At 70.9% G+C, this 20,805-nt stretch carries 19 protein-coding genes; 3 read left to right on the forward strand and 16 right to left on the reverse strand.

What is annotated here, in order from left to right; genetic code table 11:
• The first annotated feature begins 183 nt into the window (after positions 1 to 183).
• Both ABD346_RS00485 and ABD346_RS00490 read left to right on the forward strand, forming a co-directional pair.
• Positions 184 to 1,932 carry a DUF2637 domain-containing protein gene (locus ABD346_RS00485; RefSeq protein WP_344370468.1) on the forward strand — a complete coding sequence of 583 codons (1,749 nt, stop codon included), beginning with the start codon at positions 184 to 186 and terminating at the stop codon, positions 1,930 to 1,932.
• A gap of 219 nt (positions 1,933 to 2,151) precedes the next feature.
• The gene (locus ABD346_RS00490) at positions 2,152 to 2,607 is read left to right on the forward strand and encodes a hypothetical protein (protein WP_344370469.1); all 456 of its coding nucleotides are present in this window, start codon (positions 2,152 to 2,154) and stop codon (positions 2,605 to 2,607) included.
• Positions 2,608 to 2,871: 264 nt separating this feature from the next.
• On the opposite strand, the gene ABD346_RS00495 is transcribed toward ABD346_RS00490, so the two are convergent.
• From ABD346_RS00495 to ABD346_RS00555, 13 genes are all read right to left on the reverse strand, one after another.
• Entirely contained in the window at positions 2,872 to 3,603 is a 732-nt protein-coding gene (locus ABD346_RS00495; protein WP_344370559.1) for a prepilin peptidase, read from the reverse strand.
• A gap of 225 nt (positions 3,604 to 3,828) precedes the next feature.
• Entirely contained in the window at positions 3,829 to 7,197 is a 3,369-nt protein-coding gene (locus ABD346_RS00500; protein WP_344370471.1) for a LysM peptidoglycan-binding domain-containing protein, read from the reverse strand.
• A gap of 11 nt (positions 7,198 to 7,208) precedes the next feature.
• Entirely contained in the window at positions 7,209 to 7,658 is a 450-nt protein-coding gene (locus ABD346_RS00505; protein ID WP_344370474.1) for a hypothetical protein, read from the reverse strand.
• A complete protein-coding gene (locus tag ABD346_RS00510; RefSeq protein ID WP_344370475.1) occupies positions 7,655 to 8,101 on the reverse strand; it encodes a TadE/TadG family type IV pilus assembly protein in 447 nt (148 codons plus the stop codon). The genes ABD346_RS00505 and ABD346_RS00510 overlap by 4 nt, the downstream gene beginning before the upstream one ends.
• Positions 8,101 to 8,508 carry a pilus assembly protein gene (locus ABD346_RS00515; protein WP_344370479.1) on the reverse strand — a complete coding sequence of 136 codons (408 nt, stop codon included), beginning with the start codon at positions 8,506 to 8,508 and terminating at the stop codon, positions 8,101 to 8,103. The genes ABD346_RS00510 and ABD346_RS00515 overlap by 1 nt, the downstream gene beginning before the upstream one ends.
• Positions 8,505 to 8,747: a hypothetical protein gene (locus ABD346_RS00520; RefSeq protein WP_344370480.1), complete on the reverse strand. Its 243-nt coding sequence runs from the start codon at positions 8,745 to 8,747 to the stop codon at positions 8,505 to 8,507. The genes ABD346_RS00515 and ABD346_RS00520 overlap by 4 nt, the downstream gene beginning before the upstream one ends.
• Positions 8,748 to 8,797: 50 nt before the next feature.
• A complete protein-coding gene (locus ABD346_RS00525) occupies positions 8,798 to 9,682 on the reverse strand; it encodes a hypothetical protein (RefSeq protein WP_344370482.1) in 885 nt (294 codons plus the stop codon).
• A complete protein-coding gene (locus tag ABD346_RS00530; protein WP_344370483.1) occupies positions 9,679 to 10,590 on the reverse strand; it encodes a type II secretion system F family protein in 912 nt (303 codons plus the stop codon). The genes ABD346_RS00525 and ABD346_RS00530 overlap by 4 nt, the downstream gene beginning before the upstream one ends.
• Complete coding sequence (locus ABD346_RS00535; RefSeq protein ID WP_344370485.1) at positions 10,587 to 12,068, reverse strand: TadA family conjugal transfer-associated ATPase; 1,482 nt, start codon at positions 12,066 to 12,068, stop codon at positions 10,587 to 10,589. Before ABD346_RS00535 ends, ABD346_RS00530 begins: the two co-directional genes overlap by 4 nt.
• Positions 12,058 to 12,903, reverse strand: coding sequence for a CpaE/TadZ family protein (locus tag ABD346_RS00540; protein ID WP_344370486.1), 846 nt, complete (start codon positions 12,901 to 12,903; stop codon positions 12,058 to 12,060). The genes ABD346_RS00535 and ABD346_RS00540 overlap by 11 nt, the downstream gene beginning before the upstream one ends.
• Complete coding sequence (locus ABD346_RS00545) at positions 12,903 to 13,610, reverse strand: SAF domain-containing protein (RefSeq protein WP_344370488.1); 708 nt, start codon at positions 13,608 to 13,610, stop codon at positions 12,903 to 12,905. Before ABD346_RS00545 ends, ABD346_RS00540 begins: the two co-directional genes overlap by 1 nt.
• Before the next feature lie 25 nt (positions 13,611 to 13,635).
• The gene (locus ABD346_RS00550; protein WP_344370490.1) at positions 13,636 to 14,511 is read right to left on the reverse strand and encodes an ATP/GTP-binding protein; all 876 of its coding nucleotides are present in this window, start codon (positions 14,509 to 14,511) and stop codon (positions 13,636 to 13,638) included.
• The gene (locus tag ABD346_RS00555; RefSeq protein WP_344370491.1) at positions 14,505 to 15,044 is read right to left on the reverse strand and encodes a hypothetical protein; all 540 of its coding nucleotides are present in this window, start codon (positions 15,042 to 15,044) and stop codon (positions 14,505 to 14,507) included. The genes ABD346_RS00550 and ABD346_RS00555 overlap by 7 nt, the downstream gene beginning before the upstream one ends.
• A gap of 504 nt (positions 15,045 to 15,548) precedes the next feature.
• Between ABD346_RS00555 and ABD346_RS00560 the strand changes: the two genes are divergently transcribed.
• Entirely contained in the window at positions 15,549 to 16,826 is a 1,278-nt protein-coding gene (locus ABD346_RS00560) for a serine/threonine-protein kinase (protein ID WP_344370493.1), read from the forward strand.
• 53 nt (positions 16,827 to 16,879) lie between these two features.
• Here the strand turns inward: ABD346_RS00560 and ABD346_RS00565 are convergent, their stop codons facing one another.
• The 3 genes from ABD346_RS00565 to ABD346_RS00575 are packed head-to-tail and all read right to left on the reverse strand — an operon-like array spanning position 16,880 to position 20,684.
• Complete coding sequence (locus tag ABD346_RS00565; RefSeq protein ID WP_344370560.1) at positions 16,880 to 17,758, reverse strand: replication-relaxation family protein; 879 nt, start codon at positions 17,756 to 17,758, stop codon at positions 16,880 to 16,882.
• A gap of 44 nt (positions 17,759 to 17,802) precedes the next feature.
• The gene (locus ABD346_RS00570) at positions 17,803 to 20,433 is read right to left on the reverse strand and encodes an ATP/GTP-binding protein (RefSeq protein WP_344370494.1); all 2,631 of its coding nucleotides are present in this window, start codon (positions 20,431 to 20,433) and stop codon (positions 17,803 to 17,805) included.
• A complete protein-coding gene (locus ABD346_RS00575) occupies positions 20,409 to 20,684 on the reverse strand; it encodes a hypothetical protein (protein ID WP_344370496.1) in 276 nt (91 codons plus the stop codon). The genes ABD346_RS00570 and ABD346_RS00575 overlap by 25 nt, the downstream gene beginning before the upstream one ends.
• Positions 20,685 to 20,805 lie beyond the last annotated feature (121 nt).

Raw genomic sequence — 20,805 nt, forward strand, 5'->3', positions numbered from 1 at the left:
TCGGGCACGCGACACCCTGCGAGGGCGATCGAGAGACTGAGGAATATTCAGCTCCACCAGCCCCACGCAGATCTGTTGTCACGACAGCAACGCGCGATGCCTCAAAGACGCCTGACACCGACAACCACTAGGTGACAGGCTGATCGAATGGACGCCGATCCTGTGAAACGGGGACAACAGCACGTGGCACCGCTGCAGTTGACACGCACGCACCGCATTCTGATCGGGTTGGTGGTCGCGGGTGCCGTGGTGATCGCCGGGATCGGTTTCGCGGGTTCGTACGCGGCGGTCCGCGAGCTCGCGCTCAAGAAGGGCTTCGGGAACTTCTCCTATGTCTTCCCGGTCGGAGTCGACGCGGGCATCTGTGTGCTGCTCGCCCTCGACCTGCTCCTGACCTGGATGCGCATCCCGTTCCCGCTCCTTCGCCAGACCGCCTGGCTGCTGACGGCCGCCACCATCGCCTTCAACGGCGCGGCCGCCTGGCCGGACCCGCTGGGTGTGGGCATGCACGCGGTCATCCCCGTCCTGTTCGTCGTCGCCGTCGAAGCGGCCCGGCACGCGGTCGGCCGGATCGCCGACATCACCGCCGACAAGCACATGGAAGGCGTCCGCCTCACCCGCTGGCTGCTCTCCCCCGTCCCCACCTTCCTGCTGTGGCGCCGCATGAAGCTGTGGGAGCTGCGCAGCTACGAGCAGGTCATCAAGCTCGAACAGGACCGCCTCGTCTACCGCGCCCGCCTCCAGTCCGTGTACGGCCGCGCCTGGCGCCGCAGGGCCCCCGTCGAATCGCTCATGCCGCTGCGCCTGGCGAAGTTCGGCGTCCCGCTCGCCGAGACCGCCCCGGCCGGCCTCGCAGCCGCAGGCATGGACCCCGTCCTCCTGCCACCCCGGCCGACAGCAACCATTGAACGTACGGAGGTCTATGCGTCTGCAGGGGAGTTGGAGGGAGAGCCCGGCCAACTCCCGGATGCAGGTGATGCGTCTGGATCCGCAGTCGAACACTCCCTCCAGACGGATGGTTCGAGTCCCCTCGAGACGGCGCCCGTGGGGGAGTGGGAGGGCCCGGAGCAGCAGGTGGACTATGCCGACGCCGTCCGTGGATTCACCGCGCGGTTCGGCTACATGCCGGATTCGGGTCAACTCGGCTGGTTCCTCGCCGAGACCTACGGCATCACGGACCCCGCCACCGGCGGCCCGCTTCCCGCCTCCTTGCTGGCTCCCTTCCTGTTGGTGCCGGAACGGGCCCCGGTGGCGGAGGTACCCACAGCACCCGCTGCTGAGGAAGGCGCACCGGCGGCAGGTACGCACCCGTTCTTCGGCAGAACGCTGCACACGCCGGACCCGGTCGACCAGGTCCCGCCTGTCGAACCCGCCGCACCGGCGGGGATGGTGCCTGCTCCGCGCCCCTCTCCCGGATCGGACTCCCAGACTGAAGAGGTGCAGGAGACCGGCAACGAGACCGCTCCCAGCGGACCGTCGCCCAGCCCGGAGGAAGAGCCTGCGGGCGATAGAGAACCGGAGCAGGGGAGGGGCGGCCAGAACAGCAAGGCTGTGGACCAGACGCTGACCGTCGTGGACCGGTACTTCCTTGCCTGGGAGGGCTACATCGCCGAGCACGGGCAGGAGCCCACCGGGCCGCAGCTCTCCCAGCATCTCGCCGCACTGGGCATCTTGAACCGGAACGGGTCACCCGTTGCACCAGCCACGCTGCGCCGCTACCTGCTGGAGTTCCGCATCTACAACGTGTGGGCCGAACAGCGCGAGACCCAGGCCGATCCCGCCGTCCCCGCGGTGCTGGAAGAACTCGCCCGGCGCGGAATCACCGGCCAGTACAACCGGCCCCTGGAAGCCGCGACCGTGCAGGAGTTCATCGCCAACTTCCGCCGCCGCTACCAGGTGTTCTCGCTCGACATGAGCAACTCCACCCCTTGACCCGGCGATCGGGCCACTGCGCACACCGATGCGCATCACGCTGCGGTGCGGCTGCGCACTGCTGCGCGCTGTGTGATCGATGAACTGCGCGCCCGGAGACCGGTGCGCACCCTAGGGTGAAGACAGTCGGTCGGCGGTGTCCCCCGTCATCGCCGACCGGCCCGCAGTCGTGGTGCGCACCGCACCGGCCGGAGCGGGGGACAGGGGAGGGGGAGCGACGTGGTGAGGGCCTGGGTTGTCGATGAGGGCGCACGGCTGACGGCGCTGGAGCTGCCCGCTGATGATGCGGGTGCGCAGTATGCGCAGATCCGCAGCGCGGTGGGCGGGAGCGCAGAGGCCGCCTACTACCATCGTGGCTCGGTGCTGCACGTTCCTGCGACCGGCAGCGTGGACGGGCTCAGCCCGAACCTGGTCGTGTGGGCCTTGGCCTGTGGCTGGCGGAAGATGGAACTGCCCTACCTGCTGTATGGGCCGATTGTGATCACCGGCCCCTACGACGAGGACGGTGCCGCAGTGGGCGAGCTGGCCGACCGGCTCACTGCGCAGGTGCGCACCGTGTGCGACACGGTCCGGGAAACCGTGATCGGCTGGCGCACCCGGAGGCCGGCCTCGAACGAGGCCGCGCTGAGTGAGCTCCTCGCTTACACCCGGCGTGACTTGTCCGCTGTGAGCTGACTGCGCACAACGGGCCGTCCACGCGAAGGGGTGCGCACTGGCGGTGCGCACCCCGAACGCGCTGCGGAGCCGCCGACGATGCGCTGCGCAGCGAGATGGGGCAAGGGCCCCGGGCCTGCGCAGGTGCGTCAAAGTCGCGTCGACCAGCGCTCGGAGTCGCATTCCCCGGAGACGGCTTGACCGGTGGCCGGTTCGAGATGGCGGACGGGACGTCTGCCCGGCTATGTGCCGGCGGGCGGTCAACGTCCGAGCGGTGTGGCACTGTCATCGCGCGATGATTCCCACGATGGTGCCGCAGATCAGGAACGGGCCGTAGGGGATCGCTGACTTCGCTTGGGCTTTGCGTAGCGCTATCAGGCCCAGGCCGACGGCGGCGGCGAGGAGTTGGCCGGCGATGGCGCCGAGGGCGAGTGTGCGCCAGCCGTACCAGCCGAGCATGGCTCCTAGCGCGACGGCGAGTTTCACGTCGCCGAACCCCAGGCTCCTGGGACTGATCAGGAAGAGCACGAAGTAGCCGCCGCCCAGGGCCAGAGCGCCGCTCAGTGCGGTCGGCCAGGATCCGCCGGGGTTCGGGAGGAGAGCTGCGGCGCCGAGGAGGAGCAGCGTTGCGGCCGTGAGGGGGAGGGTCAGGACGTCGGGGAGGCGGTGGACGGTGGCGTCGACCCAGGCGAGCAGCACAAGGATCGGCGTGAGGAGCAGCCAGACAGCCAACTCGAGCCGGGGCTCCGTCATATAGGCCAGAACACCGCACACCAGGACGGTGACCAGAGCAGCGAGTGGAGCAGAGGGCCCGTACCAGCGGCGGGCGCGGGCAGCGGTCTCGTTCTCGGTGGCGCAGTTCTTGCAGTGGGGCAGTCCGAGCCAGGCCGGTGCGGGGTGTCCGGCTGGGCATTGCGCCCGCCAGCTCTCGCCCGCGGGGACGGCCAGTTTGTACACGGCGCGCGGCAGGAGCAGTCCGGCAAGGGCCCCGTAGGCGACGGCGAGGGTCACGAGCATGCGCACCGGCCGGGCCTGCGGGGAGCGCTGACGGCACGGACGCCGCCCCGGTGGGCCGCGGATCCGCGTGAGGCATCAGGGCCTGGGCTCTGGGCGGTTGACCCACTGCGCACCGGCGGCTGCGCACGGCCCGGTCGGGTTGCGCACACGCCTGCGGTGCGGTGCGCACGGTCGCTGGCCTGCGACAGTGCGCACGCCTGCGGCTTACGGATGGTCCCGGCTGTCCTAGAAGCCTTGTGCACGCTGTCCCGCTCCGAGAAGGCTGTCGATGAGGTGTTCGGTCTCGGGGTCCAGCGGGCACCGGTTGTCGCGGCTGATCTGCTGGACGCGGGTGGAGGCGGTGAAGAGGCCGGGACGGTTCCCGGCGGCGTGTTCGATGCGCAGCCAGTCGCGGTAAATGATCTCTGCCGTTTCGTCGACCTCGAGTCCGGTGGCGACGGCCTGGCGGGCGGCGGCGAGGTCGTGGTGGGGGCCGGGGGCCATGCGCCAGGTGGCGACGGTGTGGGCGACGTCGACGATCCGGGTGATCATCGCCTGCTGGTGCGGCAGGGCCCAGGGCAGAGCGTTGGCGCCGAAGGGCTTCCCGCGGACCAGGCCGAGGGCGCGCTCCAGGTCACCTACGCAGGCGGGCCCGCCTGCCAGGGCTCGCTCGGCGAGCTGCTCGAACTTGGTCCAGTCGCATCGGACGTGGGGGGAGAGGTTGTAGGTGTCGTCGCGGGCGGTGCGGCGCGGGACGTAGGGGTTGCCGTGGGGGTCGTCGCCGAAGCCGCGGCGGAGGTCGCCCAGCCGGGAGTCTAGGGTCTTCTTCGACCAGGGGGTGAGCGGGTCCATGTCGACGCAGAGGGTGTCGGCGCGGCGGCCCGGCTTGAAGAACAGCAGGGCGGCGAGCTGGGCTGCCCGGGGGCCGTGGCCGGAGCTGGAGAGTCCGGGGGCGTGTACGGGCCCGAGCACGCTGATCTCGGGGGCGTGCAGATCGTGGGTCTCTGTCGTGTCCCCCTTGTCGCCCTCGTCTTCTGCGGCGGGCGTAGCGCTCACGGTGGAGCGGGCCGGCTCGGATGCTTCGGCCTCGGTGGATGGGGTGGCGGGGGTGTCGGCGGGCTGCGCACTGGAGGCCAGGGGCCTGGCGGGCACGAGGTGGAGGGCGGCCGGGTCGGTGCTGGCGGTCACCAAGGCCGGGAACGCCCCCAGACTCGCGGGGGCAGGGGCCTGCGGACCGGACTGGGCCTTCGGGGCGTCGGAAGCGGGTTCCGGCTCGGCGGGCCCGGGTGGGGTGAGTGTGGTGGCGGGAGGTGTGTCGGGTTCGGCCGGAACGTTCTGCCAGGCACCTTCGGCAGGGATGGATGGTTGGCCGGAGATCCGGAGTTCGGCTGCGATCTGCTGGAAGGCCGCGTCGTCAAGGCGCTGCAGGTGGATCGGCCCGATGGTGTCCAGGTCCTGGAGTTCGGATGAGGAGGCGTCGAGGATCTCGGCGTCGGGGAAGTGGTGGCTGGTCGGGGAGGCAGAGGCGACCAGGGTCACCGGGAGGTCGCCGGCTTTGTCGAGGGCCTCGGCGAGCTGCCAGGCGGTGTCGCTGTCCAGTTCTGCCGCACACAGCAGGAGGTAGGGCAGGGCGGCTTCGTCGGCTTGTTGGTAGGCGGTGAGCATCCAGTCGCCGAGGTCGCGCACGGCGTGGGCGGGCTCGCGCTTGTGTGCGATGCGCGAGGTGGGCAGCAGGTGCGGCAGTTCGTCGCCGAATCCGAGCGTCACGATCTCCACGTGCTCGGCCCAGGGGCTCATGCCGAGTTCCAGCGCGATGGAGGTGCACGCCTCGCGGATGTGCTCGACCGTGCCGTCCAGGAGGACGACGCGCGGGTGGGCCAGGTTGAGGAGCACGATGCTGTCGTCCTCGGTGGCGCCGATGGTGGTCAGGACCGGGTAGGGGGCCGCGACGGATGCGGCCTCGTCCCCGCTGAGCAGCGCCGCGGTGGTGGGCAGCGTCCACCAGCCGTCCGCTCCCTCCACGAAGGGACGTTGAGGGGCGGTGTCCGCTTCGCCGGGCAGGACTTCTATGGCCTGCCGGCTGAGCCGGGCGGCTCGGATCACGGGGAGCGGCTGGTTGTCGGCCTGGGCGTGGTGGGCCAGGGTGCGCAGGGCGAGGTCGAGTTCGTCGACGAGGGTGGGTGCGGCGGCTTCGGACAGCTGGGCTGCGGCTGGCGAGGTTTCCTCGGCGATGGCGATCGTCTCGCCGGGTGCGCGGCGTCGGCGCTGGAGGATGCGGCGCAGGGTTAGGGCGCCGGTGATGGCGGCGGCCAGGAGCGCGAAGGCCCCGGCCACGGTGGTGAGCTGGACGTGCTGGCGTGCGGAGGGGCCGGGCTGCGCAGCCGGAGGAGTTACGGGCGTGGCCGGAGCGGAGGGGACCGTGGAGGGGGCGTTGGAGGGGGTCGAGGTGGGAGGGCGGCTGGCGGAGGGGGTGGCGGGTGCCGGGGTGGAGGGGGCCTGCCGGGCTGGTGTTTCGGTCGGGGCTGCGGGTGTGGCCGAAGGAGCCTGCGGCGGGGGCGTGTCGTGGGGTGGGGCGGGGGCGGGCGCAGCCGGGGCCGGAGCCGGGTTTTCTGTGGTGGGTGGCGGAGTGGTGTGTCCCGGGATTTCGGGTGCGGGCGCGGCGGGTGTGGGGATGTCGAGGGTCCAGCCGACTGCGAGTTCGTCGGGGTCGGTCAGTCGGCCGCCGGTGGGCTGGGGCTTGTCCCGGTTCGCGTCGAAGATTTCCTGGTAGCGGGCGCCGTCGTGGTACTCGCGTTCGGCGATCGTCCAGAGGCTGTCGCCGGGGCGGACGGTGTCGCGGTGCGGCGTGCCCGCCGGGGTGGTGCCCGCGGTCTGGGCGGGGAGGGTGGGGTTGAGGAGCGGCAGGTCGGCGGGGAGCTGGAGGATCCAGCCGGGCTGGATGGGGGAGTTGGTGCGGAAGGTCGTGCCGTCGGCCATGGCTTGGCCCTCGTTCGCGGCGGCGATCTTGGTGTAGAGCTCGCCGTGGCCGGTGAGGTGTTCGGCGATGCTCCACAGGCTCTCGGCGGGACGCATCTCGCGCACCGTGTAGGTGTGTTGGGCCGTGGGCGCCGGGGAGGTGTCGGAGGCCGGTGTGGTGGAGGCTGCCGGTGCGGCGGAGTGAGCGGTGGGTGCGGGGGAGGCCTGGCCGGGGAGTTGGGTGGCGGTGACGGCGTGCGCGGTGGCCGGGGCGGCCAGGGCTGTGCTGGTGGGCAGCAGGACCAGGATGCTGCCCACCAGCGTGGCTGCGGCGCGCTGGCTCAGATGCAGCCCCGGAAGTCGGGGCGCGCTGTGGCCCCGGAGGCGGGCAGGGATCTCCACGAGCAGCGAGATGACGAAGGACAGCCAGCCGGTCCAGCCGACGGCCGCGACGAACAGCAGCGCCACACTGGTGGTGTCGGTGCGGGTGAACAGATGACTCAGTCCGTCCAGGCCACCGGGCAGCAGCGCTGCGGTGGCCTGCCACAGCAGCCAGGGCAGGCCCGCGAGGAGGGCCGCCAGCGCCAGGAGCGCGGCCAGGGCGCGCAGGACGGCGGGCAGCGGGCGCCGACGGCGAGCAGTGGGGCGGGGGAGGGCCATGAGCAGTCCCTTTATCGGTCCGGTTGGGTGATGCCGTGGAGGAGGGTGGCCGAGCTGGTGGCGTGCACCGTGAATGTCTTGGGCCAGAACACGGCGTGGTAGCGGCCGGTGACGGTGACCGTCACGGTGTGCCCGCCGTCGGTGACCTGGACCGTGCCGCTGTCCCCGGTCCTGGCGAGGTAGACGCGCGCGGCGGCGGAGGCGCCGGCGGGGTCGGCGACGAAGGCCTTGCCGGGGATCGCCTGGGCGGGGTCGATGGCCTGCTGGGCGGCGCGCGCCGCCTCCACCGAGAGATCGTCGGCGTGCTGTTTGGCGCGCAGGACCCCGAACGCGTCGACGGTGAGCAGCCCGCAGAGCAGGAGCAGGGGGCCGATGATGAGGGCGACGAAGACCGGGATGGCGCCGCGGTCGTCCCACCGGGGGGCTCCGCCTGGTGCGCGGCGTAGCAGGGCCGGGTTCATCCGCGCCCCCTGAAGGCGTCGACGATCGAGGTGAAGGTGGAGTGGACGGTGCGTACGCCGGGCCCGCCGCCGATGAGGACCAGGTCGCCGATCGGCACGGTGCAGGACACGGTGACCGTCACGGTGGACACCTGCCCGACCGGCACGGCCAGGCCCTCCACCTGGGCCTGGACGCTGGTGTGGCTGCAGACCTGGCCGCTGGAGGCGAGCGCGTCGGCGGCCGCGGCCTTGGCATCGGCGCTGCCGGCGGCGGGAGTTCGCGCCAGCGAGGCGGCGCGTGCGGCGGCCTGGGCGGCGGCGTCCGTCTTCTGCCCGGCCAGCGAGAGGCGGGCGCCGGCGACGAACAAAAGCACGAGCACGATCAGGACCGGCACGATGATGGCGGCCTCGATGGCGACGCTGCCCTCGTCCGCCGGGCGCACCGGCCGGGGTGCGGGGGGCATCAGGGGGCTCCCGCTGTGGTCCACCGCTCGATGGGCCCGGACACGGTGGCCTGGACATGGATCCCCGGTATGCCCGGAATCATCGACAGGGCCTGTGCGTCGACGCGGACCCGCAGCCGCTGGGGCGTGCTGCCGTCGGTGGACACCGTCCGGTCGGTGAGCAGGCTGGAGCCCACCTCGTCGAGCACGCGCTTGGCCTTGGCGGCACCGTCACCGGGGGTGGCCCCGTACAGCCGGCCGGCCGCCACGCCGGCCCGGGCGGAGCTGTAGGCGGCGTTGCGGGCGTACGCCCACATGATCCCCTGCAGCAGCATGAGGATCAGGATGATCACGAAGGGATAGATGATGGCCATCTGGATCGGGTTCGAGCCCCGGTCCTCTCCCCAGGGCGTGCGCGGTGCGTTCACTTGCCGTCGAGGTCCACGTTGTCCACCTTGGTGGACGCCTTCGTGCCGAGCGCGACCAGAGCGGCGACGATGCTGAGAGCGATGCCGATGCCCGCGACCCACAACAGCACGGTCACCACGGGATTGTCGCCGCGCTCACCGCGCTCGCTCATCTCCTCGTACGCCTCGTTGAGGTGTCCGCGCACCTTGCCGGTCAGCAGCGACACGGCGACGCCGGCCTTCAAGTAGGAGTCCTTCACGGCTTGTTCTCCTTACACATATAGGGGGATCGGCGGGCGGGGCCCTGCCGTCAGGACAGCGCGAACAGTTTCAGCACCACGGGGAAGGCGAGCAGGCACAGGACGAGGACACACATCACGGCGCCGGGGATGTGCATCTTCTCGCTGTCGGCGTTCGCCTTGGCCACGGCGGTGGACAGCTGCTCATCGCGGGTGCTCTTGGCGCGGGCCCGGACGGGTGCGTAGATGGAGGCGCCGTCCTTGCCGGACATCTGGGCGAAGTCCGCGACGTCCCGCAGGACGGGGATCTTGAGCTGGGTGCCGAGGTCTTCGAGGACCTGCCAGGGCGAGGTCTTCTCCATCCGGGCGCGCAGCAGGGCTTCTTGCAGGCGCAAAAACGACCAGCTGGTACCGACCCGGGCTGCTTCTTCCAGGGCCTGGTCGACGGCGATGTTGGAGGCCAGGCGCAGGGCGACCAGTTCGAGGTAGACGGTGACGGCGTGGGTGAACTCCTCCCGTGCCCGGGCGGCATCGCGGCGCACCATGAGGTCGGGCACGAACCACAGCACGGCGGCGGCCAGTACGCCGGCCACCGCGGGCACGAACAGGGGCAGCGTGATGCCGAGCAGGATCCAGGCCGCGCTCAGCACGGACGGCAGGACCAGCCCGACGAAGGCGAGCAGCACCTTGTTCAGCAAGAACTGCTCGACCGGCTGGTTCAGCAGATCCAGGTCGGCCCTCGGCAGCGGCGCCGGTACCCGGGCCACCAGCCACGCGCCCACGAGACTGTCCGCACGCTGTTCGGGCCGCGCGGTCCCGGCCGTCGGGGCGGGCGGGCTGAGCCGTTTGAGGGCCGGGCCCAACTTGGGCGGAGCCGGAGCGAGTTCCCGCACCACCAGGGCCAGGCCCGCGCCGATGAGACAGCCGAAGAGCGCCACGACCGCGATTGTTGTCACGGTGCGACCTCCATCCGGGCGGGCGGCTTGACGGGGCTGCGCGGGTCAGGAATCAGGACCCGGGCGGTGCGGCCGCGGCTGGCGTAACTGCGTGACCACACCAGCACGGCGACGAACGCCGCCGAGAGCAGGCCCAGGACCAGCTGGCCGAGCAGCGTCGTAAAGACATTGGTGATCTGGGGGACGGTGAAGCCCAGCGGAACCAGGGCCAGGGTGATGAAGGTGAGCGTGCGCACGACGGTGCGGGACTTCTCCCGCTCCGCCTCGATCTTCTGACGCGCACTCACCTCATCGCGCAGGGACGCGGACATGTCCTGCATCGCCTGCGCCAGACCCGGTCCGGGGTCGGTGACCGACAGCTTCAGTGCAGCACACACCTTGTCCGCGGTCGGGTCATCCAGGGCGCGCCCGAAGTCCTCGACCGCCTCGCCGAGCGGCCATCCGGCATCCACCTTGTCGACCAGCTCCTCGATCTCCCCCTCCAGCGCCTGGGGAGCATGACGGCGGCTGGTCCTCAGCGCCTGCTCGATGGCGACGCCCAGGCGCAGTACTTCCGCCAGGCGCTGTGTCCACTCGGCGAGCGCATCCCGCTTGGCCATCTGCTCCTTGGTCGCCGCCACCGGGGCTGTCAGCCACGGCACGCCCACCACCGCGGCGGCCGCGATCAACGCGACCACGAACACCCCGCTCACCAGCCACACCGCCACCCCGGCCACCAGCGCCGCGCCGAACAGGGCCCGGCGGCGGGCCGCTTTGCGGGCCGCGGGCCCCGACCGGGACCGCTGGCGCCAAGTAGCCAGGAGCCTGGGCCCCTTGGGCGTGGTCGTACCGGCCAGCCCGGCCACCAGGGCGACAAGACCGCCGCCGAGCATGGCCCCGGACAGCGCCCACCACCATCCGGTGATCATGCGCCCACCTCGTGCGGCCAGGCAGAAGGCTGCGCCACCAGGTCCATGCGCAGGCCCGCGGCCTGAAGTCTCTGCCGGTTGCGCACGGACAGCGGGGCATAGGGCACCGCCCGCTGATCCCACTCGCTGGCCGGCCGGTAGATCTCGTTGTAGGTCGGGCGGCCGTCCGGACCCACGGGCTTGACCTCCCAGATGTGAGAGACGAAGCGCCGCTTGACAGGCCCGGATTCATCGACCGACAAGAACACCACGAAGTGCAGACCGTTGGCGATCTGCCGGTAGGCCAGTTCCGGCGTGAAGTTGGACTGCGCCAGCAGGTACAGCTCCGCGATGCGGTCGAAGACCGCCTCGGGCTCGGAGGCGTGGATGGTGCACATGTTGCCGGGCCGGTCCGACGTCATCGCCTGCATCATCGCGGTGATCTCCTCACCGCGGACCTCCCCGACCACCACCCGGGTCAGCGACATGCGCTTCGCGCTCTTCAGCAGGTCCAGCAGCGTGATCTCGCCCGCCGCCCGGCCGTCCACCCGCTCACCGTTGGACGCTCTAGCCTCCATCGGCACCACATGCTGGTGATAGCCGTTCTTGTGGGCCCACAGCTCGAACGTCGTTTCCAACGTGCCGAACCGCTCGCTCGCGGGAATCTCCCGCAACACCGCCCGCAGCATCGACGTCTTGCCCGAGGACTGCTCCCCGGCGAAGATGATGTTGCGCCGCGCCCGGATACAGGCGCGCAGGAAGTCGGCCATCTGCTCATCGAGCGCACCCAGGCTGACCATCTGGGCCAGGTCGGCGTCCTTGAGGCGGTGGCGGCGGATCGCGACGTGCGTGAACTCGCCGGTCACCTCCGGGCCCAGGGCTTGGACCCGGGAGCCGTCCTTGAGGCGCAGCTCGACCTCCGGGCTGAACGTGGAGAAGGTGCGCCCGCTCTGCCCACTGGCCCGGATCAAGTCCCGGACCAGTTCCTGCAGTTCCTCCTCGGAATCGGCGACCGGTGTGACCTGGACCGGTTCCGCGTCGTCGCTGTACTTGAGGAACACCTGGTGCGGGCCCTCGATCCAGATGTCCTCCACCAGGTCGTCGTCCAGGTAGCGCTGCAGCCGCCCGGCCCGGAAACACATGTCGAAGGCGAGTCCGGCCAGCTCCTGCTCCTCGATGGGGGAGTATCCGCCCCCGCGGCCGGTCGCGTCCGCCCAGATTGCCACCTGCTCATTGATCAGGGCGCGGCCACGCTGCTCCTCCGCCTCCCCGGCCAGCGACGGATTGTTCTTTTTCTCCTTCAGGAGCTGATCCACGACGATCCGCTTGATCTCCTGCGCCGCCCTGTAGTCGATCCGCACCTGGGGAACCGCCCCGTGGCCCACCATGCGCGGCAGGGCTGCGCCCGCTGGCACGCCGGGCAGCGCCGCCGGTCCGGTAGGGGCGGCCGGCGGACGCGGGGGATAGGGCACTCCGTTGTAGACCGGTTCAGCGTGCACCGGGGCCTCCCATCATCCGCTGATGCAGGGGCGAGGCGAGGCGGGCGCGCTGGGTGGCCACCCGCTGCCGGATCGGGGTCGAGGCGTCCAGAACGGCCCGCATCAGCTTGCTCTCCCGAAACCGCTTGCCCTCCGCAGCCCCGTCGGACAGCACGGCGGCCTCCTGCGGCCTAAACGGCAGACTCGCCACCACCGGCACCTGCAAGTGCTCCTCCACCTCACGGGCCGCATACGGCCCTTCGGTAATCAGCAGGACCCCCAGGCGCCCGGAGCGCCGGCCCTCGCCGTCCAGGAGCGCAGTGAGCATCCTGGCGCGGGCCGCGGCCATGTGCAGGCTGCGCAAGGTGCTGCGCATCACCAGCAGCACCAGGTCAGCACGCTGGGCCAGGACCCGGGCCGGGCCGAAGGCCCCGTTGCGCCCCAGGTCGAGCAGCACATCATGACCGTGCTCCTCGATCCGGTCGATCCCGACGAACAGATCCGCGATCGCCCCCCATTCCGGTGCGAGGCCGGCAGCCTCCGACGGGCTGGTCAGGCCGGGCAGCAGCATCCGGGTGGGGTCATCACGCCGGTCCTCGTCGGAAATCCGCACGAGCTGGGTCCAGAACGCGTCCTGCAGACTGACACTGCGGCGGGAGGCGGCCAGATTGTGCAGGCCGCGGTCGGCCGTCAGCCTGCTCTGCAACGCCCCCGCCAGCACAGCACCCCCGTCCGGGCAGCACTCGGCCAGCAGCACCCGCCGGCCGTGCTCCACCGGCCACATCCGCAGCAGCCCCAGGGCCGTCGACGTCACCCCGGGCGCCCCCGGCACCCCCACCAGAGCGATCACCGCCATCAGGAACCGGCCCCGCTCGCCGCCTTCACAGCCAGCGCGACCGTCCCGGCCGCGGCCTGAACTGCCAGCCGCGGTCCGTCCGCCGACTTGACCGCTACGTCGATGACTTGCTGGCCCGTACTGTCCTGCTTGCTGCCCACACGGACGATCCGTGCATCCACCGTGGCCGGGCCGCTGTCCTGGCCCGGCTTGCCGCTCTTGCCCGGTGCCGGGGCGCCGCTGTCGCCGGTGAACACGACCTGGACCTGGTCCTCCGGCTTCAGCGGGGAATCCGGCAACTGCCCCGGCTTCAGGTTCAGCCCGACCAGCTGCTCGTCCTGGTGCACCAGCGTGCGGCTGGTGATCTGCCCCGGAGCGAGCAGCGCACCAGGCAGCAGTTCGACAGCGGCGCGCTTGCCGACCACCTGCGCGCGCTGCCCCGTCCCGATCGCCTTGAGCGCGGGATCTAGAGCCACCGACGCCTCCGCGAGGTCCGCGTCCTGGATCACCGTGCCCGCTGCCACGTCCCGGGCCATGACCAGGACCGGGGTGCGCTGGCCGTTCTGCGTCCAGTACCAGTAGTTGCCCACCGCGCCTGCCGCGATCAGTGCCGCGGCCAGGGCGAGCACCCCCGGACGGCGGCGCCTCGCCTGCCATCGCAGGGACGGCGGGCCAGGCTGTGCCGGAATCTGGCCCGCCGCTGAGGCGGGCGCTGCCGTCTTGCTCACGCTGTAACGCCTTTCGCTCTCACACTCAGTTGCCGACGGCCTGGAGTTCCCCGACCCCGACCTGACTCTGGGACTGGCGGACCTCGGTGAACTGACCCGCGTCCACGGCGCCGGCCGTGACCGTCCAGTCGACCTGCCACGTCGACGTGGCCGTCAGCGCGAACTTCTGGCCGGACTGTCCCGCCGACGACTTCGCGAAGGTGTGACCGCACGTCGGCGACGGCTTCATGCCCGACGACGCCTGGTACACGGTGCCGGGGCCGTTGCAGGTTACCGACGTGCCGTCACCGAACTTCCAGGTGATGGAGGCGACCTTGGCGGTCGCCGACACCGTCACCGCGCCCGCGGACGCGGTCGCCGTGTTCGGACCGAACGTGGTGGGGGACTGGTTCACCCACAGCCACATCGGCACCCCGACCGCGTAGGTGCCCGCCGCCTGCGGACTGGCGATGTCCGGTCCGACCAGCTTCATCGAATCGACCGCGCGGTGGGCCAGGACCTCGGGGTCGACCGGAGGCGCCGCAGGGCCGCCGTCCGGGATCCACGACACCCCGATCCGCATCGTGTCCGGGCAGTACACCTGATACACCGCACCCTTGTCGCCGGGCTTGTGCCCGTCCCAGCCCAAGTTGTCCGCCGGGGGCTGCGGGACCAGCTTGGTGTAGGTGCACGGCGGGGGAGTGCTGCTCCCACCGGTCTCGGCGGCGGACGATGCCTGGTGGTTGCTCCCGCCGGAAGCCGACGGGGTGCCGGGGTCCTGGGCGCACGTCGTGACCGCCAGCCACTGCCCCCGGCAGTTGGGGTCATTGCCGATGGGGTCCTCGCCCGCGTGGGCGGCCGTGGTGAGACCTGCGGCTAGCAGCAGCGCGACGGGAGCCGAACTGAGCAGCCTTCTCAGCATGTGTGGCTCCCGTCCGGCACGAACTTGGTGATCATCCATCCGTTCGGCCACTTCTCGGCCGTGGCCGTGGCGATGTACCGCAGTGGCTGAGCGGTCGGATAGGGGATCACCTTGTTGTTGGCCCGGGTGTCGATGGTCTGCGACTTGGACAGATCCATGCAGTCGGTGAGTTGGGCGGTCGGTGTCTTCGCTGTGAGATTGAGCGATGCCACGGCAGGGGTGTGGCCGAGCTCCCCCGTCACCGCCGTGCCAGCCTTCTTCATCCGGGCCAGGTCGATGCGGAACCGGCCCAGAGCATCCAGCGTGGCGTACTTCTCCAGGTCGGTGCCCGCGGCATCGGCCTTGCGGTAGGCCTTCATCTGCTCTACCCACATCGCGTTGTAAGAGGCGAGGACGGCCGCCTTCTCGGCGGCGTCCGGAGACGCGCTCTGCGGCGTCTGGCGCGGCGCGGTCGACGATGTGACAGCCGTGGTGGGGTCCGTGTCCGAACTCTTGCTGGCATTGTTGTCGCTGCAGGCGCTCAGCAGGACCAAGGCGGCGACTGAGGCAGTAGCGGCTCGCCAGCGCATGGCCGTGGTGTGACGGTGACGTCGTGGTGCGAGGATCAACTGGTCCTCCCCGTATGGCGCGTTGGGTCTCGCTTGCCTGGTTCTGGAACGTGAAGCCCGGAACAACCCCTTGGTGTGGAAACACAGTTACGTGTGAGGGGCGTCTTCCGGTTTTGCCGTAGAGAGGCACACTAGCGCCACGCTCAGTGAAGAAGCCATGCTGTTCCGGTAGCTATGCGGCGCAGTTCGGTACGTTTCGGTCGTAACTTCGTCACTGGTCAGTCGGGGTGCAGCCGATCAACGGGGCCGGAAACCCCTGCTCTGGCGCAATGGCAGGGGGTGACTGTCCGTACAGGTGATGGCATATGCGGAATCCAGACGGTTGTCTCAACTGCCACTTCCCTGGCAGGAGTTGCACCGGTAGCGGAGCGGGCGGACAGGGCCCGTGAGACCCTGTCGGGCAGCTACGGGACGCAAGGGGGGTGCGCGATGGAGCCGCTGGATGCGGGAGATCCAGCCAACATTGGCCCGTACACGCTGCAGGGCCGGCTCGGGAGTGGCGGCATGGGCACGGTCTACCTCGCCCGCTCGCGCAGCGGCCGCACCGTCGCCGTGAAGACCGTGCGCCCCGAGCTGACCGGCGACAGCGGCTTCAGGGAACGCTTCCGGCGGGAGGTCGAAGCAGCTCGCAGCATCAGCGGCTTCTACACCGCCTCCGTCGTCGACGCGGACCTGGAGGCCGCGGTGCCGTGGGTGGCGACCGCCTATGTGGAGGCACCCGACCTGACGACCCTGATCGCCGAGGGCGGCCCGCTGCTTGAGTCCGATATACGGGAGGTCGGCGCCAGCCTGGCCGAGGCCCTCACCGCGATCCACCGCGCCAACCTGGTGCACCGGGATCTGAAGCCGTCGAATATCCTGGTCACGCTGGACGGTCCGCGGATCATCGACTTCGGCATCGCTCGGGCACTGAGCGACGGCCCGGCCCTCACCACCCTCGGCGCCGCGATCGGCACCCCCGGCTTCATGTCGCCCGAACAGGCCCAGGGACTCGCTGTCTCGCCGGCCAGTGATGTCTTCTCGCTCGGCGCGGTGCTCTACTACGCGGCCCTGGGCTACGGCCCCTTCGGTCACGGCACGGCGCATGCACTGCTCTACCGCGTCGTCCACGGCCAGCCCGACCTGAGCGGCCTGCCACCAGGGCTGCGCCCGGTGATCCAGCGGTGCCTGGCGAAACAGCCGGACCAGCGACCCTCGCCCGACGACCTGATCACCCTGCTCACCACCGGCGCCACAGCCCGGCCGCCGCTGGCCCCGGCCGCCGCCACGCGCGGGCCGTCGTGGTGGGAACAGACCACAGTGACCGCCCCGCCCGCTCCTTCCGCCCTGCCCCCGATCCCGGCGGCGGACCCGGCGCCGGTGCCCGCCGCGGATGCCGATACCGGTGCGGACGTCGCCTGGTGGTCGACGGGCGGCATGCCCGTGCTGGAGGCGTCCGATCTCGCCGGGCCCGCTTTCCCGGTCGGGCAGCAGGCACTCGATGCGCACCGAGAACGCCGCCGGACTCGCGACCGTGGACGGGCCCCCGGCCCGCGGGTTGACGAGCGGTTGGTCCCAGGGGACGTGGTCGAACACGCGATGTTCGGGATCGGTACGGTGCTGGAAGTCCCCGGCCGCGGCCAGGTGCTGGTCGCGTTCGGGCCCCGCTACGGCGAACGGCGCATCCTGCTGCGGTACGCGCCGATGCAGAAGATCAGCAACCCGTAGGCCGAAGTCTCCGAACGTCGCGGCCAGGAACGGGGCGCAGCTTCGGGACCCGTTCACAGCTCGGTCCAGGAGCGGCGCTCACCCTGCCCGTTGAGCGGGGTCCAGACAGGTCCGGTGGGGCCGTGCTGTTCGAGGTCGTCCAGGACGGCGGCGCCGAGCGGTACCTTCCGGGCGAGCTCGGCGACGGCGGGATGTTCACCGGCCATCGCCTGGAGGTCGTCGATGCGGTGGCCCAGCGTTGTGGGGCCGGCGCCGGTGAGGATGAACAGGATCCGGGGGAAGACGGGGTACCAGCGCTGCCAGGCCGGAGCCGTGTTCCCCTGGGCGGCGCGACGGCCGGGCGGGGCGGGGGTGTAGGTGTGCAGGCGGGCGTAGTCGATGAGCTTGGTGGCCAGGCGTTCGCTGCTGGTGGTGGCCCGGTCGACCTCGACCAGGGCGCGCAGCTTGGTGCGGCTGCCATTCCCTGCGTGCAGGACGTAGTACATCAGCGCGTCGGCGATGACGCGCTCATTGTCCCCGAGCGAGTGGGCGACCTCGGGGGTCCAGTCAAGGTGCCCGTGCTCGTCGCCGCGGTCACGCGCGTCGGTGACGAAGGTGAGATGGGCGCGGACCACGGTCAGGACGTGCGGGGTCTTCATCGAGGCGGCGGAGGCCGAGGTGATCGGGTAGGGAGGCCGTCCGCGGAGCTGGGGCCAGTCGCGGGTGATGCGGGCCCCGTCCGGGGTGAGGAACCAGGCGCGTGTGCGGTTGGACTGGGGGAGCGTGGTGTAGTCGACCAGGCCCTCTTTGTGTAGCCGGGCTAGTGGCTTGGAGATGATCTGCCGGGAGGCCTGGGGGCGTAGCAGATCGTGCAGTTGCCGGTTGGTGGCCATGCGGTGCTGGGCGAGAGTGGCGAGCACCTGGTGGGGGAGTGGTTCGAGGGGGCTGGGCATGAAGGCGGGCACGGGGGACGGTGCGGTGGTGAGCGGCTTGACGGTCACTGGAACTCCTTGGTGGATTTGGCGAGCGTGACGGTGGCGGCGGGCGCGTGCTCAAGGAGGAAGGTCTGGACGCGCTGCTGCTGGGTGGCGGCGCAGGTGGTCAGTTCGGACAGCGGCCGTACCCCTGCGGTCTTGTCGGCGGCCGCTTCCAGGGCCCGGAGTTGGCGGGGCTCGTAGAGGTCGGCGAACACCTCGTCCAGCAAGGGGCCGTGCAGGAGGACGGGGCCCACGCGGCGGCCATCGACCGTGAACTGGGCGTAGTGGTCGTAGCGGTCGAGGTTGGCGACGTGCGTGGCGCTGGGCTGGTCGCCCCATTCCTCGGTGATGGCCGAGACCGCGGCCCTGGAACCCGTGGTGGTCGACAGCGTCGACGCGTTCTGGAGCAGTGACTGCCGTACGGAAGTCGGCAGTCGGGACAGCAGCTGGGTCATGCCGTGGATCTGTACCTTGAATTTCCGCAGGTCTTCGAACATCGCGGCGATTGAGTCGGCTGCGGTGCCGGTCAGGGTGATGAGTTCGTCGAGGTAGACCCGGAACAGGACTCGCAGGGCTTCAGGCAGGTCGGTGCGGGAGCGGCCGGCGCGCAGCAGGTCGCGGGCGAGCAGGGCGACCAGCAGCTTGTCGGTGGGGCCGTTGCCGGCGGTGCACACCCACACGATCATGCGGTGGTCCATGGCGGCGCGGATGTTGTAGATGCCGTGGCCCTGGCCGAGGAAGGCGCGGGTGACCGGGTTCGCGGCGAGGCGGGCGAGCGGGTTGATGAGGATGTTGAACGAGTCGGTCGCGAAGGTGGGGAAGGCGGTCTGCCACCAGGCCATTGACTCCTCGTCCAGGTGGTCGCGGACGGCGGCCAGTGCGCTGGTGCGGAAGCCGGGGTCGGTGAGCAGGGTGCGGACGTGGAAGATGGTGGCCTGGTCGTGGGGGCGCCCGGCTCGGCAGGCCAGTTCGTTGACCGCGGTCAGGACGGTGAGCGCCTCGGTGAAGATGGCAATCGCGCGCGGTGCGCTGGCGTCGTCCCACGCGAAGGCGGTGGCGAACGCGTCGACGGTGTCCTCGACGACCTCGTGCCGGGCGCGCCCGTGGTGCATGCCGATCAGGTTCCAGGAACTGATCAGCGAGTCGGGCCCGGTGGCCTTGAGGTCGATGCGGGCGATGCGGCCCATGAGGTGGTCATGGGCCAGGTAGGGGGCGGCGCGCTGCCAGGAGTCGCGGTGCGGATCGGCGAAGAGGAATCCGCCTCCGGCGTGCGCGTAGCCGACCGCCTGCACGAGGGCGCGTTCGGTCTTGCCGCCGCCCGCCTTGCCCACGCCGACCTCGAAGAGGGTCTCGTCCGTGTGGGTGGCGACCAGCCGGTGTCGTCCGTCCGGGCTCTGGTACCAGCCTTGCAGAAGCAGGGACGGATCGCCGAGCTTGAAGTCGGGCAGCTCGATGGGGAGCAGCGGGAGCAGGCAGTGGACGGTGGGGGGTTTGAGGAGACCGAGCAGCTCGGTCAGCTGTACCCAGTTTGCGGCTGGAGGCTGGCACTGTCCGGTGGTCCAGCGCCGGTCGAACTGCTTCCGGTGGGGGAAGCGGTCGGCTCCCAGCCGCCAGGGCCCGATGCGCCATCCTCTTATGGCGAGCCTGGCTGAGCCGCCGAACACGTCCAGTCCGGCCTGGATGCGGGCGAGATGGGCCTCGGCGCGGCCCTCGGTGTCCGAGGCGCAGCGCACCAGGATCTGCACCCGTACCAGGTGGCTGTCCTCGGCGAGTTTCCCGAGGGCCTTGGCGGGATCCACCCGGACTGCCGGCGGCGTCATGACCATGCGGCTGCCCTGGCGGGCCCGGCGGCCGTCCGGGGTGAGCAATTGGGAGAACTGGAAGAGCCAGGAGTCCTCGAGGCGTTGGTGGTCCCGGTGCATCCAGCGGGTGAGGCGGGTGGCTTCGGTGCGCTCCCTGCGCTGGGCGGTGTCCAGCAGTTGCCACCGGCGGGCCTTGAGTGCGGTTTTGGGGGCGCGCTGCAGGTCGATGCAGATCTCGGCGAGGTCGCCGATCTGGGCGCGCAGGTCAGCGACGGCGTCCACGAGCGGCTGGAGGGGGTCGGGTTCGAGCGGGACGTCGCGGAGTGTGGCGACTGGGTTGCCGCGCAGAAGGAACTCCGCCCGTACTTCGTGACGGCGCTTGCGGTTGTCCAGTGGAGCGGCCTTGGTGACTTTGACGTGTGGGCCGAAGGGCGTGGTGGTGAGCAGTCGTTCGGCGCCGGCCGGGCCCTCCACGCGGTACAGGAACGGGTTGGCGCCGTCCGCGCGCAGCCGGATCCGCACAGCCTTGGAGCGGCGCGGTGCCCACCAGGGCATGGAGGTGGAGGCGCGGGTCAGCTCGATGCCGCGGCGCAGGATCTGCTCGGGGGAGGGGTCGAAGTGCCGGGCGGGGATCAGGTCGAGCGCCATGCGTTCCTGGGAGGCGCGCCCGGCCAGGCGGCGCAGGACCAGCTCGGTGACCACGGCGACGGTTCCCAGGAAGAGGGGGAGCAGCCAGGCATGGTCGGCGATCCACTCGACGCAGGTAACTGACCCGTCGAGCCCGCTCAGGACCGGGCCTGAAGCCTGTGGTGTCGCGGGCGGGTTCAGGACAGGGGCAGGGGCATCCACGCGGTTGCTCCGTTCTGTGCGGGGGTGCGGGTGAACGACAGGTCGGTCAAGCGGCCGTCGGTGTAGGTGCCGCCGCGGTCGGCGCCGGCCCACACCAGATGCACCACCGTCCGGTTGGGGTGGGTGGGGTCGGTGCGGGCGATGGCGGCCTGGATGCGGATGCGGGTAAAGGCCGGCACGATCACCTTCCGTTCGCCGGGCGGGAACAAGGCCGGGAAGGCATCGCGGCCCGCGCCCGTCGCATCGGCCACCAGGAGTCGTCCTCCCGCGGCAACGAGCCGCTCCTCGTCCGGGATTGGCAGGTCTCGGGGCCAGGACCGTTCGAGCAGGCGTTGGATGGCCGGATCGCCGGCCGGGCCGTCGCCGCGAGGC

Origin of the sequence: Streptomyces mauvecolor, assembly GCF_039532965.1 — a bacterium.
Taxonomy (GTDB): domain Bacteria; phylum Actinomycetota; class Actinomycetes; order Streptomycetales; family Streptomycetaceae; genus Streptomyces; species Streptomyces violascens.

Coding starts and splice junctions, on each gene's coding strand:
- ABD346_RS00565 (WP_344370560.1), bottom strand. CDS start 17,758: ATGCCCAGCCCCCTCGAACCACTCCCCCACCAGGTGCTCGCCACTCTC.
- ABD346_RS00510 (WP_344370475.1), bottom strand. CDS start 8,101: ATGCCCCCCGCACCCCGGCCGGTGCGCCCGGCGGACGAGGGCAGCGTC.
- ABD346_RS00530 (WP_344370483.1), bottom strand. CDS start 10,590: ATGATCACCGGATGGTGGTGGGCGCTGTCCGGGGCCATGCTCGGCGGC.
- ABD346_RS00540 (WP_344370486.1), bottom strand. CDS start 12,903: ATGGCGGTGATCGCTCTGGTGGGGGTGCCGGGGGCGCCCGGGGTGACG.
- ABD346_RS00495 (WP_344370559.1), bottom strand. CDS start 3,603: ATGCTCGTGACCCTCGCCGTCGCCTACGGGGCCCTTGCCGGACTGCTC.
- ABD346_RS00560 (WP_344370493.1), top strand. CDS start 15,549: ATGGAGCCGCTGGATGCGGGAGATCCAGCCAACATTGGCCCGTACACG.
- ABD346_RS00500 (WP_344370471.1), bottom strand. CDS start 7,197: ATGGCCCTCCCCCGCCCCACTGCTCGCCGTCGGCGCCCGCTGCCCGCC.
- ABD346_RS00505 (WP_344370474.1), bottom strand. CDS start 7,658: ATGAACCCGGCCCTGCTACGCCGCGCACCAGGCGGAGCCCCCCGGTGG.
- ABD346_RS00550 (WP_344370490.1), bottom strand. CDS start 14,511: ATGCTGAGAAGGCTGCTCAGTTCGGCTCCCGTCGCGCTGCTGCTAGCC.